This is a genomic window from Castellaniella ginsengisoli (genome assembly GCF_040955415.1).
Lineage (GTDB): Bacteria > Pseudomonadota > Gammaproteobacteria > Burkholderiales > Burkholderiaceae_B > Castellaniella > Castellaniella ginsengisoli.
Genome location: NZ_CP158257.1, coordinates 2,847,901 through 2,863,290 on the forward strand (window position 1 = coordinate 2,847,901; position 15,390 = coordinate 2,863,290).

Below are 15,390 nucleotides of genomic sequence, written 5' to 3' on the forward strand. Positions count from 1 at the left end.
CCTCCTTAGCGCTCATTTTAGCGGGGCTGCGCGCAAGCAGGCCCGCCTTCACGTCTGGATCAGGGATTCCAGATGCCGCCCGCGCGCGCCGTCCGGCGCACCACGGCCCGGCGCAACAGCTCATCCGTTCCCGGCAGCACCAGCGCCAGGGCGTGGCGCGCGCGCGTAGCGCCGGTATAGAGCAGTTCCCGCGTCAGCAGCAGCACGTCGCGATCAGGCAGCACCAGTGCCACGCGGTCGAATTCCGAGCCTTGGGACTTGTGCACGGTCAACGCGTAGACCGTCTCGATATCCGGCAGGCGGGCCGGCGACACCCAGCGCACGGCGCCCCGGGTGGCGCCGGCGAAAGCCACCCGGATGACCGCAGGCCCGTCCCGCTCGGGGTCGGGCACCGGCAGCGCCACGCCGATGTCGCCGTTGGCCAGCCCCAAGGCGGGCTGATTGCGCAGCACCAGCACTGGCCGGCCGGGATACCAGGCGCCCGCCGACGCGGGAATCCAGCCCTCGGCCCGCAAATGAGACTCGATGCGCCGATTGAGCCCGCGCGCGCCCCAAGGCCCGTCGCGCAAGGCGCACAGCACCTGGAAACGCCCCTGCTGCGACAATACCTCGCGGGCCCAGCGGTCCCAGACCGGTTGCGGCGCATGCGGCTCGGGCGGGCCCGCGCGCAAGACGCGGAACAGCGCGGGGCAGCCGGTATCGCTCAAGATGCCGCTGCCCCGCAGCCAGGCGTCTTCGGAAGCGGCGTGCGACCCGGCCCGCACCAGGCTCAAGCCCGGCGGCGGGTCGCGCAGCAGCGCGGCCACAGCCGGGGCATCGCCCCGGTTCACGGCGGCGGCGAACCGGCCGATGCCGCTGTCGGCCTGGAACCGGTGGCTGTGACGCAGCATGACCACAGCCTGATCCAGCGCGGTGCCGGCGGCATCCTGCCGGATGTCGGGCACCGCTTCGCCGCAACACTCGAGCAGACGCCGGCATTGCGCCGGAGTGTAGTGGCCCTCTTCCGCGCGCGCGCACAGCTCGCCCAGCACCGCTCCAGCCTCGACCGAGGCGAGCTGGTCCTTGTCCCCCAGCAGCACCAGGCGCGCATCGGCGGGCAGCGCGGCCAGCACGGCGTCCATCATCTCGATATCCATCATCGAGGCTTCATCCACCACCAGCACGTCCAGATCCAGCGGATTGCCGGCATGGAATTTCAGACGGCGGGTGTCGGGCCGGCTGCCCAGCAGACGATGCAGGGTCACCACCTCGGACGGCACGCGGGCGAGCGCGCCGCCCAGCGCCCCCCCCGCTCCGTCCCTGAGATGTTCCAGCGCGCCGGCGATGGATTCGCTCAGCCGCGCCGCCGCCTTGCCCGTCGGCGCCGCCAGGCGGATGCGCAAGCCGGGCGCGCCGGCCAGCCCCTGCAAAACCGCCAGCAGGCGCACGACCGTGGTGGTCTTGCCCGTACCCGGCCCCCCCGTCACGATGCTGAAGCCGTGCAATAAGGCGGTGGCGCAGGCGATCTTCTGCCAATCCGGCGTCTCGGCGGCGGGACCGGTGAACACCGCATCCAGCCATTGCCGGATCCGCGCCGGTTCGCGCGCCGGCTCAGGCGCCCAGGCCAGGCGCCGGGCGATGTCCTCGCGGATGCGCCGTCCGGCTCGCCAGTAGCGGGCCAGATACAGGCGATGGCCGTGCAGGACCAGCGGCTGCGGCCCATCGCCTCCGCCGACGAAATCGGCGGCTTGCAGCGCCGCCAGGCAGTCGTCCAGGCCGCCGGCGGCCCAGGCGGGCGGGCCCGACCGGTCATCGGCCGCCGCGCCGGCCGCCGGGGCGTCTTCTCCGGGCGCGCACAGCGCCGCGAGATCCAGGCAGGGATGGCCGTGCGCCAGCCGCGCGCTGCACAGGATTGCCAGGCGCAGCGCCAGTTCGCCAGCCTGCGGCGACCGTCGCCACAGCAGGCGGCCAAAGGCTGCGTCCAGGTCGCGCACGCCCTCCTCGGACTGCCCGAATGCCAGCCAATCGGGGAATTCAGTCATCGCCCGCCTCTCCACCCGCGCCATCGAACAATGCATCCAGCGCCTCGATCAGATCCTGCGCGGGCCGCAGCGCCACCAGCCCCTGCCCGGGCGCGTCCTGGCCGCGCAGAAACAGGTAAAGCGCGCCGCCCATGTGACGCGCGTAATCGTAATCCGGCCGCCGGGCGCGCAACTGCCGGTGCAACGCCAGCACGTACATCAGCATCTGCGCATCGTAGCGGGATGCGCACATGGCCGCCGCCAGCGCCGCGGGCGCGTAGTCGGCTTCGCGAGGCCCCAGATCGTTGGACTTGTAATCGATCAGGTAATAGCGGCCGTCAGTCTGCAGGATCAGATCGATGAACCCCTTGAACATGCCATTCAATCTGCCCGCCGCCAGCGCCGGGCGGGTCGCGCCGCCGAAGGCGCCCCGACGCAGCAGCGCGTCCAGGCGTTCAATGTCGACTTGCTGCGCCGGCAGCCAGAACTCCATTTCAGGCAAGCTGGCCTGCAGACGATCCAGGCGCAGCACGGGGGTGTCGGGCAAATCCGGGTGCCACGCCGTCTGCGCGAAGCGCAGCAGCCAGCCGTGCAGTGCGTCGATATGCGCTTCCCAGCCGCGCACGGCGCAGCGCCGCGCGATCAGGTCGCGCGCCTCGCCCAGATCGCGGAAACCGCGCCGCGCCGCCCATTCCAGCAAGCCATGCAGAAAGGTGCCCGCCTCGCTGCCACGCGGAAAATCCGCCAGGCCCGATTTGATCGGAGCGTAAAGCGGCTCGATGGTCCGGTCCACCGGCTCCGGATCGGCCTGCCGGCTCTCGCGCAGCACATCCTCGATGGCCGTGTCGGGCGCGGCGGCCCCGGCCAGACACAAGGCGGAGTAGCTGGAAATCCACCAAGCCTGTCCGACCGCCGGCGCCGACAGGTGCCGGGCATCGCCCAGCGCCTCGGAAGCACCCATCGTGTCGCCGGAAAACGGCGTCGTGCCGGCGTCATCCGCTCGGGGCGTGTCGTCCCAGGCCATCAGGCCGGGATGCCACTGCGTCAATCGCGTCCAGGCGGCATGGGGGTCCGCGCCCAGCACATGGCCGATGCCGCTGCCGGCGCGCAGCGGCCCCAGCGCCATCCAGACGGCATGGCGCGCCCGCGTCAACGCGACGTACAGCTTGCGCACATCCTCTCCCAGACGCTCGCCGTCCAGCCGCAGCAACTGGCCGGCATCCGCCTCCATGACCCACTCCCGCCCCGTTTCCCCGGGCAGCAGATATGGCCCTTTGCCCGGCTCGATCGGGCGCGCTTTGCAGACGAAGGGCAGGAAGACCAGGGGGTACTCCAGCCCCTTGGATTTGTGCACCGTCACGACCCGCACCAGGCCTTCGTCGCTTTCCAGCCGCAGGCGACGGCCGTCCTCGCCTTGCGGCGCCTGGATCTGCCGGTGCAGGTACCGCAGCACGGCCTGCTCGCCGTCCAGATGGGCGGCTGCCTGCTGCAGCAGCTCGGCCAGATGCAGAAAATCGGTCAGGCGCCGTTCGCCCTCGTAGCCATCGGCCAGCAACCGGGCCGGCACCTCGAAATCGTGCAGCAGCCGGCGCAGCATCGGCAATACGCCGCGCTGCTGCCAGATCTGGCGGTAGGCCTGGAAGCGTTCCACCTGGCGATCCCAGGCGCGCTCGTCCCCCACCAGCCGGTCCAGGGTTTGCCAGCCCAGGCCCAGCGCCGACGTGGCCAGGGCCGCACGCACGGCGCGCTCGTCCTCGGGGCGGGCGCAGGCGCCCAGCCACAAGGCCAGTTCCGCCGCCTGGGGCGATTCATAGACCGAGTCCCGCTCGGACAGGTAGACGCTGCGCACCTCGACCCGGGCCAGCGCCTGGCGCACGCTGCGCGCCTCGGCATGGGTGTTGACCAGGATGGCGATGTCGGCCGGGCGCACCGGCACCCATCGATCCGCATCGCGCAGGCCGGCCTCGCCGCACAAGCCCTGTGCCAGGGTCTGCGCCACGCGCCGGGCGCACAGCTCGGCGGCCTCCTGTTCGTACTGGGAGGCGGACAGGGGTTTGCCCGGCGCGGTCGGTTCGATCCAGCAAGCGCTCATGGCCGGGGCCTGGCGGCCGAGCACTTCCCACCGCTCGGAGCGCCCCTGGGCCTGGACGGGATGGAAGGGAATCTCGACGGCCGGCATCCCGGTCGGAAAAGCCGGGCGGTCTTCCAGGCTGAAGAGCCGGTTGACCGCCTCGACCATGGCTTCGGACGAGCGGTAATTGCGGCCCAGCGTCTGCACCCGGCCTGCGCAGGCCCTCGCGGCCCGCAGGTAGGTGTGCACGTCGGCGCCCCGAAAACCGTAGATGGACTGTTTGGGATCGCCGATGAAGACGAGCGTGGTGTCCGGGTCGTTGCCTGCCACCCGGTAGACGCGGTCGAAGATCCGGTATTGCACCGGATCGGTATCCTGGAATTCGTCGATCAGCACCACCGGAAACTGCCGCCGCAACGTCTGTGCGAACCGGATGCCGGCCGCCCCCTCCAGGGCAGCGTCCAGATTCACGAGCAGGCCGTCGAAACCCAGCAACGCGGCACTGGACATGGCCTGGCGCAAACGCGCGGCCATCCAGCCCAGGGCGTGGCGCAGCAGCGGCGGGCGCGCGGCGGGCAGGCTGTCCAGTTCGGCGCGCAGGCCCGCCAGCGCGGCGCTGGCCGGATGCGACGGCGCCGGGCCGTCACCCTGCCACTTCTCCTCGATTCCCGATGGCGTCAAGCGGTCCCAGCCGGCCTTCAAGTCCGGCTGGATCACGCCGGGATCCTGCGCCCAATCCCGCAGCGCCTGCGTCCAGCGGCGCAGATCCGAAGGCCGGACCTTGAGGTTTTTCCCCAACGAAAGCAGCCAGTCTTCCAGCGCGTCCGCTTGTTCCGCCCAGGGCGCCTTGAGCGCCGCCAGGCGCGCCTGCCGCCGCGCCAGATGGTGCGCCAGGACGGCGGCCAGGCTCTCATCGGCCGCAGCGGGCAAGGATTCGCGCGTCAGCAGGCCGGACAGCCCCAGCAGGGCATCGGGCCCGGGCCAGATGGCCAGCGTTTCGGCCAGCAGATCGGGAGCCAGCGGCGCCACATGCGCGCGCCAGTAATCCCAGGCCGCCTGCCGGATTTCGGCGCCCAGATCCGGTTCCAGCCGCTGCTCGAACAGGCTGCCGCTGTCGAAGGCGTGCTCCTGCAGCACCCGCGCGCACCAGGCATGGATGGTGGAAATCGCCGCCTCGTCCATGGATTGCGCCGCCAGATCGAGCGTGCGGGCGCACCCAGCCCGCCGGGCCTGCGGATAGTCTTGCCGCAGAGACTCCAGGAACGGATCGCCCGGGCGATCCGCCGCCTCCTGGGCGAACCAGACGGCGGCCTCGGCCAGCCGGCTGCGGATCCGGTCGCGCAATTCCTGGGCGGCGGCTTCGGTGAAGGTCAGGACGAGGATTTCCGTGGGCAGGCGCGGCGCCTGTCCGCCATGCCCCAGCACCAGGCGAACGTACAACGCAGCGATCGTCCAGGTCTTGCCGGTCCCGGCGCTGGCTTCGATCAGATGGCTGCCCTGCAAGGGAAAGCGCAGCGGATCCACCTGGGGGATGACGGGCACCACACTCATGACCCGCCCTCCTTCGCGATCGGATAAGGCTGGATGGCCCGCGCCGCCGCGCCGTACAGCGCCTGCGCCCAATGAAAGAAGCCACCGTCCGCGCACACATCGCCGAAGTCGGGATAGCCGCGCTGCAAATACAGGTCTTCCTGGACTTGCCGGGCGTAGGCGGCCTGGGCTTCCCGCCAGGCTTTGCTGCCGGGATCGGGATCGGCGCCCGCCCGCAGCCAGGCGCCCGCCGCCTCGATTTCCACCGGCAGCGCAGCGCACATGCCCGCCTGCCATGCCGCCCACAAAGCCTCCCACTGCTCGGCGGCCAGCGTCTGGTCCAACGGCTCGAAGCGCACGCAACCTTGGGGGCTGACGAGCACAGTCGTCAAGGGCCGGCCATGCGCGTGCGCCGCCACGTGATCCAGCCAGGCGGGAATCATGGGCGCGAGGCGGTAGCGATTGTCGCGCACCAGGTGGCTGGCGAGCAGCACGATCCGCCCCCGCTCGCCCAGGCCGTTGCAGCGCCAACCGGCAAGCGTATCCTCGAACGCCCAGCCGCTGCCCGGCACGGCACTTTCCATGCGCAGCGCCTGTGCGTCCACCTGCGGCCAGTCGCGGCAGGCCTGCCGGTAGGGTTCGACGGCCTCCTGAACGCTGTCGTACAGCCCCCGGGCCGCCACCTCGCCCAGGCTGCCGGCCACCAGGGCGCCGCGCCTGCGCATGCGGTCCAGGCCATCCCGGAACGCCGCGTCGGCCTCGGCCGGCCCGGACGTCCGCTGCAAGGCATCGAGCAATTCGGCGCGCAACCGCCATTGCGCCAGGCCGTCCCGGACGTAGGGCTCCCCTTCATCCAGATCGGGCGACGGCGTCTCGAAGAACACCTGCAGGCGCTGTTGGAAGAAAGCGCGCACGGGATGCCGCAGAAACTGGCGCAAGACATCCAGCCGCAGGGCGCCGTCCCGGTGCATCGGCGGCAAGGGCCCGGACGCGAGCGTGTCGGCTGCCGGCCCGCGGGCGCTACGCCATTCGGCCGCGTAGGTATACAGCGCGCCCGGACCGGACTGGGGCTGCAAGGGAAAATAGCGGCGGCTGAACGGCTGCAGCGGGTGGTACAGGCTCAAGGCCCGGGACAGGGATCCGGCCCCGTCCGAGGACCGCCAGCCCCGGTCCAGGTGGTCCATCAACTGGGACACCAGCACGGAAGGCGGTTGCGGCGTGTTGTCATGGATGCTGTGCCCGACCCAGGACAGATACAACTGGTCGCGCGCGGACAGCAAGGCTTCCAGGAACAGATAGCGGTCATCCTCGCGCCGGGAACGGTCGCCGGGACGCGGATGCAGCGCCATCAGATCGAAATCGACCGGCACGCGCTGACGGGGGAAGGCGCCGTCCTGCATGCCCAGCAGGCACACGCGCCGGAACGGGATGGCCCGCATGGGCATGAGCGTGGCGAAGGTCACCGCGCCGGCAAAAAACCGTTGCGACAAGCCCGCCTGATCCAATTGTCCGAGGCAATGCTCGGCGACGATGGACACCGGCAAGGCTTGCGCCACCCCGGCCGCCTCGCACAACACGGCCCAATCCTGGAGGATTTCGCGGAACCGCGCCAGCGTGTGTTCATCAACGTCCGATTCCGGCAGAAAACAATCGTCGAGCAGCGCCAGAAGGTCTGACACCCACTGCGCCGGCGCGGCATCCCGACGCAGCAGCCGCCAGTAATGATCCAGCGTATCCAGCAAGCGGGCCAGCGCGCCCAGCACCTGAGCCTGCAGGCCGCCCGTCTCGCCGTAGGGTTCGATCCCCTCCCAGGCCGGCGCGTCGGCGCCCGCCGCGTAGCCCAGCAGCATGCGTTCCAGGCCGAAGCACCAGGTATGCCCATGCGCCGCCTCGGGCATCTGCGCCAGGCCGAAGGCGTCGCGATGCTCGGCATGCAAGCCCCAGCGCACCTCGGCCTCGCGCGCCCAGGTCTGCAACAGCGGCAGATCGGCGGCTTCGATACCGAAGCGCGCTCTCAGCGCAGGAACGTCCAGCCACTCCAGCACTTCCTGAACGCCCAGGCGCAGGCGCGGCAGGGACAAAAGCTGTTCCAGAACGATGACCAGCGGATCGGCGCGGCGCTGGCCGCGATCCGCCAAAGCATAGGGGATGCGGCGTGGATCCCGGGGGCCGTGCAGGCCGAAGACGGCCTGCACGTGCGGCGCGTAGGCCTCGATGTCAGGCACCATCACGATCACGTCGCGCGGCTGCAGACCGGGATCGGCGGCAAAGGCCGCCAGCAATTGATCGTGCAAGATCTCGACCTCGCGCTGGGCGCTGTGGGCGACATGAAAGCGCAAGGACTCATCGCGCGCGGGGTCCACCGCCGGCCAGCGCGCGCGCGTTTCAGCCAGGGGGCGCAAGTCACGGATATCGTCCTGCAATTGCTCCAGCAACGTCGCTCCGGGCAGGGCCTCAAAGACATCGATGCGCCGATGCAGCGCCTCGAAGGCCAGTCCGCAGCGCGCCCGATGCGCCGGATCGTCGATATCGTCGAGCAGGCCGATGAAATCGCGCCCCTGGCGCCCCCAAGAAGCCAGCAGGGGATGCGTCTGCTGGTGCAGCGCATCATCGTCGAGCATTTCCGGCAGCCCCGGCCGGCGCGCCTGGCGCCGAAAGCGCGCCCGCAGCAGATCGCGGTCGCCCAGGATGTCGGCCCAATAATGCGCGCAAGGATTGTTCACGCACACCAGAATCTGAACCCAGCGCGACAGGCCCGACAGCGCCTCCAGCGTCTGGCGCGGCATGGCGGAAATGCCGAAGACCAGCAAGCGGCGCGGCAGCCCGGCCGGGCGCGGGACATCGCCCGGCGCCCGGATCCGCGCCATGAAGGCGGCGTGCACGGCGGCGCGCCCGACTGGCGCCCCGCCGGCCCCGCCCAGGTCGTCGAGCAGGGCATGCCACAAGCGGGCCTGCCAGGCATGGGCCTCGGGCAGGGCCGCGGCATCGCGGCCGAAGGCGTCGGGCAGGACAGTTTCGCCACGGCTCCAGGCGTCCAGCCAGTCGGCCCGGTAGACCTGGTACTGGTCGAACAGATCCGCCAGCCGGCGGGCCAACTGATGGCGCTTGCGCACGTCGGCATCCTCGGCGAGGAAGCGCGCCACCGGCTCGAAACCGGGCTGGCTGGCCAGCGTCGGCAGCAGCCGCATCAGGCGCCAGGCCAGGGGATCCTTGTCCAAGGGCGACAACTCGGGCACTGCGTCGGCGCCCAGCACGGCGCGGTAGGCCTGCCACATGAAGCGCGAAGGCAGCAGAAAATCCAGCGCCGCCGCGATGCCGCACCCTTGCTCGGGGTCGGCCAGGGCCAGCCGCAGCCACTGCGCGATGCCGTTGCTGTGCACCAGCAGGCACTCGTTTTCCAGGGGATCGAGCGGCGAATGGCGCAGCCACGCGACCAGCACTTCGCGCAGTTGTTCCGCCCGATTGCCGTGAACCAGCATCAGCCCCGGAGTGATTTCCGCCACGCCTTCTCCTTCTTTTGATCACTCCGCATCATAAAAGGCTTTGCGCCCTCGCGTCAGGCGGGCGCCCGGCCGCCGCGCGTTGGGATTGTCGCGCATTAGGGTTATCCTAGGGGACTCCGATGATCCATCCCTGACCTTGTCCGAGAACGTCGCAATGAACGCTGTGCCATCCCCCGCCAGGCCCGCCTACCGGACGGCCGCCACCCTGGAGGAAATCCAGGCCAACCTGGCCGATATCCGCGCCCGCATCGACGCGGCCTGCGCCCGTGCCGGCCGCGACCCGGCCGAAGTCCGCCTGTTGCCCGTCAGCAAGACGGTGGACGAGCGCCGCATCCGCATGGCCCACGCCGCCGGCTGCCGCCTGCTGGGCGAGAACAAGGTCCAGGAAGCCTACGGCAAATGGGAAGCCATGGCCGACCTGGCCGATCTGGACTGGGCCGTGATCGGCCACTTGCAGACCAACAAGGCCAAGTTCGTCGCCCGCTTCGCCCGGGAATTTCAGGCCCTGGACAATCTGCGCGTGGCCGAGGCGCTGGACCGCCGCCTGCAGGAAGAAGGCCGCAGCCTGGACGTCTTCGTTCAAGTGAATACCTCGGGCGAGGCCAGCAAGTTCGGCCTGGCGCCCGATGCGGTGATGGACTTCGCCCGCGCCCTGCCCGCCTACGGCGCGCTGCGGGTACGCGGCCTGATGACGCTGGCGCTGTTTTCCACCGACGAGGCTCACGTGCGCCCCTGCTTCCAGTTGCTGCGCGCCCTGCGCGACCAGTTGCGCCAGGAGGCGCCCCAAGGAGCGGATTTCGCCGAACTGTCCATGGGCATGTCCGGAGATTTCGAGTGGGCCATCGAAGAAGGCGCCACCACCGTGCGCGTCGGACAGGCGATCTTTGGCGCCCGCGCCCTGCCCGACAGCCACTACTGGCCCGAAGGCGCGAAAGCGGGCGGCTCGTGCGCGCCTTAGCCGCCTGTCTGCTGTGCCTGTGGCTGGCGGCCTGCGCCGCCCCGGGCAGCCGCGGGCCGTCCGTCTCCGGGCCGCGGATCGATCCGGCCCAGCGCACCGAAGTGGTGATGACGGCCCTGAGCCTGCTGGATACCCGCTACCGCTACGGCGGATCGCAAGCCCAGCAGGGCTTCGATTGCAGCGGCCTGGTGAAATACGTCTTCAACGCCGCGACCGGCACCGCCCTGCCCCACAATACCGAGCAGATCGCCCGCATGAGCCGGCCCGTGCCGCGCCGCGACCTGCAGGCGGGCGATCTGGTGTTCTTCAATACACTGGGCCGGCCGAATTCGCATATGGGCATCTACCTGGGAGACGGGCGCTTCATCAATGCGCCGTCCACCGGCGGCCAGGTCCGCATCGACCGGCTGGACAATCCCTATTACCGGCGCCATTTCCAGTCGGTGGGCACGCTGTTCGCCCGCTGAGAGACGCAATGAAAGCAGCCCGCCGATACGGCGGGCTGCTTTCATGCCTGGAAACGGTCAGGACTTGGCGGGCTTTCCGGCATGCCGGGCCGCGCGCATCTGCGCCAGCTTCTGACGCTGCTCGGGCGTGAGCACCGCATGGATCCGCGCCTGGGTCTGGGTGCGCAGCAGCGCCAGTTGCGACTGCGCCTGGCCCAGGGCGTCGGCCGCCTGCTTGGCCTTGGCCTCGTCAAAGGCGTCGGCGCGAGCGACATCGCGCAAAGCGGTGCGCGCAGCGCGCACCGCCTTTTTCTGGTCGTAAACGGCCTGCGCCTGCTCATGGCGGATCTTGAAGATCCTGTCCTGCTGATCCTGGGTGAGGTCCAGGGCGCGGAAGCCGTGGTCCCCTCCGTGATGGCCGAAACCCCCATGATGCCGGCTGAACTCATGGCCCCCCTTCTGGTGGTGCCTGGATCCGCCGTCGTCCGGCATGCCGGGCGCGGCGGAGGCGGCCAGCGGCGCGGCCGCCAGGGCGGCGGCCAAAGCCAGGGCGGAAAGAGAGCGGGTGCGGGTGACGTGGCTGAAGTTCATGTCGGTCTTCCTTTTTTGCGGCGACCCCCCGATGGAGCCGCGATGAGGACAGATTAAGGACCGACTGCGGCGCAAAAATGGCTGAATCGTGGAGACTTCGTGAAGAAGCGTCAGCGGATCCTGCGCACGCGCCCCTCAGGAGGGGCCAAGATCCAGACGATAGCCCACCCCGTAGACGGAGCGGATCAGTTCTTCGTCGGGGCGCACCGCCGCCAGTTTGCGCCGGAGATTCTTCACATGACTGTCCACGGCGCGATCGGTGACCACACGACGGTCGTCGTACAGGCCGTCGAGCACTTGATCCCGGGAAAAAATGCGCCCCGGCTGTCCGGCCAGCAGCGCCAGCAGACGGAACTCCACCGGCGTCAGATCCAGCGGCACGCCGTCCAGCCGGGCGCTCCAGGCGCCCTCGTCGATCTCCAGCCCGCCGGCCTCGCGCATCCGGGCCGGCGCCTGATCCGCTGCGCTTCGGCGCAAGACCGCTTTGACGCGGGCGACCACCTCGCGCGGACTGTAGGGCTTGCAGATGTAGTCGTCGGCGCCCAGTTCCAGGCCCAGCAGCCGGTCGATCTCTTCCGTCCGGGCGGTCACCATGATGACGGGAATCGAAGTCCGGCTGCGGATATCGCGGCACAGTTCCAGGCCGTCTCGGCCAGGCAGCATCAGGTCCAGCAGCACCAGGTCGGGCGACCACTCGGAGATCAGGGGCATGACCGCCAGGCCGTCGCCCTCGCAGCGCGCCTCGTAGCCGGCTGCCAGCAGGTAAGTCCGCAGCACCTCGGCCAGCTTGGGCTCATCCTCGACCACCAGAATCCGCATGCCTCACTCCTTGTCCATCGCAGGAAAATCACTCGCCGCATCCGCCGCGCGGCTGTTCGCCAGGGGCCATTCGATCCGGATCGCCAGCCCGCCCAGGCCGGACGGCGAGGCCGAGATTTCGCCGCCATGGGCCTGGACAATGGAGCGGCAGATCGCCAGGCCCAGCCCCGAACCGCCATGAAGCCGGCTGCGAGAGGGCTCCCCCCGGTACAGGCGATCGAACAGGCGGGGCAACTGCCCGGGCGCGACACCCGGCGCGGTATCGGCGATTTCCAGCACGATGCCGTCGCCGCGCCGGCCGGCGGCCAGGCGGACGCGCCCCGGGGCGTCCGTGTAACGCAGACTGTTTTCCAGCAGGTTCGCCAGCAGTTGCTCCAGGCGGCGCTCATCGCCGGACAGGCGCAGGCCGGGCTCGATGTCCCGCTCCAGCAGCAGGCCGGCCCGGGCATACCGGTCTTGCACCGCGTCGAGCGCCCGCGCAGCGAGCGCCGACAAATCCAGCGGCCGCATGCGGTAATCCAGGGCCCCGGCATCGGCCAGCGACAACTCGCGCAGATCATCCACCAGCCGGTTCAATCGCCCGATCTCGTGCGCCAGCGAAGCCAGGGCCGCCTCATCCGGCGTCCGCAACCCATCCTGCAAGGCTTCGATCTCACCTCGCAGCACCGCCAGCGGGGTTCGCAATTCGTGAGACACGTCGGCCATCAGTTCCCGGCGCAGGCGGGCATTGCGTGCCAGGCTGTGCGCCAGGCGGTTGAAATCGCGCGCCAGACGCCCAAGCTCGTCGGGCGCTCCGACCCGCACCCGGATGTCGAAATCGCCATCGGCCAGCCGGCGCGTGGCCCGGGCAATGCGCCGCACCGGCACCAGCAACAGCCGCGCCAGCAACAGGCTGACCACGGCGGCCAGCAGCACGGACAGGCCGACGATCACCCAGGTGGCACGCAGTTGGCGGGCCTGGAAACGGCGGTCTATTTCGTCATTGACGGCCACGGCCCTGGGCGGCGGACTGAGAAGCCAGCCCACGGAGCGGCCCTCGACGGTCACGGGGTGGCGCGTCAGGCCGGATTCGCCGCCCACGCGCGGACCCGCAAGCCAACCGCCTTCGGCATCCAGCAGCGTCACGCGCGGGGGCGGCCCCGGCGGCGGACCGCCTTCGCGATCACGATGGGACGGACGCGTGTCGCGACGGTAGCGCGACAGGCGCAGGCTGCGCTCCCAGCGGTCGCCGCTCTCCGACAGAAATCCCCAGCCGCCGGCTTCGAGGTAGTCGGCCGCCAGCGCCTGCGCCAGATTCTCCAGCCGCTGGCTCTCGCGCTCACGGATGTAATCGTCGAAACCGCTGTCGAAGCTGTAGCGCACGGCCGCCCCCATCGCGATCGCCACGACGATGCAGGTCGCAAGAATGGCCAGGAACAACTTGAAGGTGATGCTGGAGCGCATGCGTTCTTTTCCGCCTGGCGGGTGCGTCCCCCGCCGTCCACGCTATCGTACCGTAGGCGGCCCGCGCAGGCCGGCCGATGACGTTCCGCGTGGGCTACACTCGGGGCCGCGATTCTCTGTTTTCAGACTTTCAGGAGGCTCCCGTGACGTCCAAACCCGATTCGACGCCCTTCGCTGCCCTGCTGGCCCGCTGCGCCCCCGAATGGAAAGCCTATTGCCAGCATGCGTTCGTGCGCGGCCTGGCCGATGGCACTCTGCCCGCCGGGGCTTTCCGCCATTATCTGCGCCAGGACTACCTGTTCCTGGTGCACTTCGCCCGCGCCTGGGGGCTGGCGGTCTATAAGAGCCGCAACCTCGCGGAACTGCGCCAGGGACTGGACAGCCTGAAAGCCATCGTGGATCTGGAAATGGGCCTGCACGTGGACTATTGCGCCCTGTGGGGCATTGCGCAGGCCGAACTGGAAACGCTGCCGGAAGCCCGCGAAACCATGGCCTACACCCGCTATGTGCTGGATGCCGGCCACCGCGGCGACCTGCTCGACCTGCACGTGGCGCTGGCGCCCTGCCTGGTCGGCTACGCGGATATCGCCCGCTGGATCGAAGCCCAGCCGTTCACGGTGCGCGGCTCGGCCAACCCCTACGAAGCCTGGATCGCGATGTACGCCAGCGAAGCATTCCAGGCAGCGGCGCAAGCCGAGCGCGACTGGCTGAACGCGCGGCTGGCCGGCCAGACCCAAGAGCGCCTGGACGGGCTGGCGGCGACGTTTCGCGACGCCACCCGTCTCGAGATCGACTTCTGGCAGATGGGGCTGGACGGCGCCTGAAGACGGCGCTGCGCGGGGCTATGCTTGGATCCGGTCCAGCGCCCGGGCCAGAGTCGCCACGGTGCGCTCGATGTGGTGCAGTTTATCCAGGCCGAACAAACCAAGGCGGAAAGTCTTGAAACCCGCGGGCTCGTCACAGGCCAGTGGCACGCCGGCGGCGGCCTGCAGCCCCGCCTCGGCAAACTTGCGCGTCGTGTGGATGCCGTCGTCGGTGGTGTAGCTCACCACCACGCCCGGCGCCTCGAACCCGGGGGCGGCGACGCTCTTGAAGCCGCGCTCGCGCAGCAGCGCGCGCACGGCCTGACCCAGTTGCTGCTGCTCGTCCTTGACCCGGTCATAGCCGTAGGCCTCGGTTTCGGCCATTACGTCGCGCAGCACGCTCAGCGAATCCGTGGGCAGCGTGGTGTAGTAGGCGTGGCCGCCCTTTTCGTAGGCTTCCATGATGCCCAGCCATTTGCGCAGATCGCAGGCGAAGCTGGTGCTCTGCGTAGTCTCGATGTGCTCGCGGGCGGCTTCGCCCAGCATGACCAGGCCGCAGCAGGCCGACGAGGTCCAGCCCTTTTGCGGCGCCGAGATCAGCACGTCCGCGCGCACGTTTTGCATATTGACCCAGATCGTGCCCGAAGCGATGCAATCCAGCACGAACAAGCCACCCTCGGCATGCACGGCATCGGCGACCTGGCGGATGTAGTCATCCGGCAGCATGATGCCCGAGGCGGTTTCCACATGCGCGGCAAAGACGACGTCGGGCTTGAAGTCGCGGATCGCCGCAACAACCTCGGCGACCGGGGGCGGCTCGAAGAAAGGCTGATCGCCGGCTTCGATGGCGCGCGCCTTGAGCACGCGTTCTTCGGACGGGATGCCGCCGGCCTCGAAGATCTGGCTCCAGCGGTAGCTGAACCAGCCGTTGCGAATCACCAGACAGCGCCGGCCGGTGGCGAACTGGCGCGCCACGGCCTCCATGCCGAAAGTGCCGCTGCCCGGGATGACGATGGCCGAATGCGCCCCATACACCGACTTGAGGGTGCGCGAGATATCGCGCATCACCTGCTGAAACGACGAGGACATATGGTTCAGGGCGCGGTCGGTGTAGACCACCGAGTATTCCAGCAGCCCATCGGGGTCGACGTCGGGCAACAATCCAGACATGGCTTTCTCCGGCAAAATGACGCCCAGATTGTAGTCCACCCCCGCATGGGGGGGGG

10 protein-coding genes are annotated in these 15,390 nt (G+C 69.7%); 3 read left to right on the plus strand and 7 right to left on the minus strand.

Going from position 1 to position 15,390, the window contains the following annotated elements; all coding sequences use genetic code 11:
* Positions 1-59 precede the first annotated feature (59 nt).
* The 3 genes from recD to recC are packed head-to-tail and all read right to left on the minus strand — an operon-like array spanning position 60 to position 9,104.
* Positions 60-2,021: an exodeoxyribonuclease V subunit alpha gene (gene recD / locus ABRZ00_RS13565; RefSeq protein ID WP_368641607.1), complete on the minus strand. Its 1,962-nt coding sequence runs from the start codon at positions 2,019-2,021 to the stop codon at positions 60-62.
* Positions 2,014-5,622, minus strand: a complete 3,609-nt coding sequence (gene recB / locus ABRZ00_RS13570; RefSeq protein ID WP_368641606.1) for an exodeoxyribonuclease V subunit beta — start codon at positions 5,620-5,622, stop codon at positions 2,014-2,016. The genes recD and recB overlap by 8 nt, the downstream gene beginning before the upstream one ends.
* Entirely contained in the window at positions 5,619-9,104 is a 3,486-nt protein-coding gene (recC, locus tag ABRZ00_RS13575; RefSeq protein WP_368641605.1) for an exodeoxyribonuclease V subunit gamma, read from the minus strand. The genes recB and recC overlap by 4 nt, the downstream gene beginning before the upstream one ends.
* Before the next feature lie 154 nt (positions 9,105-9,258).
* Between recC and ABRZ00_RS13580 the strand changes: the two genes are divergently transcribed.
* Together ABRZ00_RS13580 and ABRZ00_RS13585 are read left to right on the plus strand one after the other, a co-directional pair.
* Positions 9,259-10,062, plus strand: a complete 804-nt coding sequence (locus ABRZ00_RS13580; protein ID WP_368641604.1) for a YggS family pyridoxal phosphate-dependent enzyme — start codon at positions 9,259-9,261, stop codon at positions 10,060-10,062.
* Entirely contained in the window at positions 10,050-10,529 is a 480-nt protein-coding gene (locus tag ABRZ00_RS13585) for a C40 family peptidase (RefSeq protein WP_343835411.1), read from the plus strand. Before ABRZ00_RS13580 ends, ABRZ00_RS13585 begins: the two co-directional genes overlap by 13 nt.
* Before the next feature lie 57 nt (positions 10,530-10,586).
* Here the strand turns inward: ABRZ00_RS13585 and ABRZ00_RS13590 are convergent, their stop codons facing one another.
* From ABRZ00_RS13590 to ABRZ00_RS13600, 3 genes are all read right to left on the minus strand, one after another.
* Positions 10,587-11,099 carry a Spy/CpxP family protein refolding chaperone gene (locus tag ABRZ00_RS13590; RefSeq protein WP_368641603.1) on the minus strand — a complete coding sequence of 171 codons (513 nt, stop codon included), beginning with the start codon at positions 11,097-11,099 and terminating at the stop codon, positions 10,587-10,589.
* A 135-nt stretch (positions 11,100-11,234) separates the two neighbouring features.
* Entirely contained in the window at positions 11,235-11,918 is a 684-nt protein-coding gene (locus tag ABRZ00_RS13595) for a response regulator (RefSeq protein ID WP_343835413.1), read from the minus strand.
* Positions 11,919-11,921: 3 nt separating this feature from the next.
* Positions 11,922-13,361 (minus strand): ATP-binding protein, encoded by a 1,440-nt coding sequence (locus ABRZ00_RS13600; protein WP_368644339.1) that lies wholly within the window; start codon positions 13,359-13,361, stop codon positions 11,922-11,924.
* A gap of 143 nt (positions 13,362-13,504) precedes the next feature.
* On the opposite strand from ABRZ00_RS13600, the gene tenA reads away from it, so the two are divergent.
* Positions 13,505-14,185 carry a thiaminase II gene (tenA, locus tag ABRZ00_RS13605; protein ID WP_368641601.1) on the plus strand — a complete coding sequence of 227 codons (681 nt, stop codon included), beginning with the start codon at positions 13,505-13,507 and terminating at the stop codon, positions 14,183-14,185.
* 18 nt (positions 14,186-14,203) lie between these two features.
* Here tenA and ABRZ00_RS13610 read toward each other — a convergent pair whose 3' ends face one another.
* Positions 14,204-15,334 carry an aminotransferase class V-fold PLP-dependent enzyme gene (locus tag ABRZ00_RS13610; protein ID WP_368641600.1) on the minus strand — a complete coding sequence of 377 codons (1,131 nt, stop codon included), beginning with the start codon at positions 15,332-15,334 and terminating at the stop codon, positions 14,204-14,206.
* Positions 15,335-15,390 lie beyond the last annotated feature (56 nt).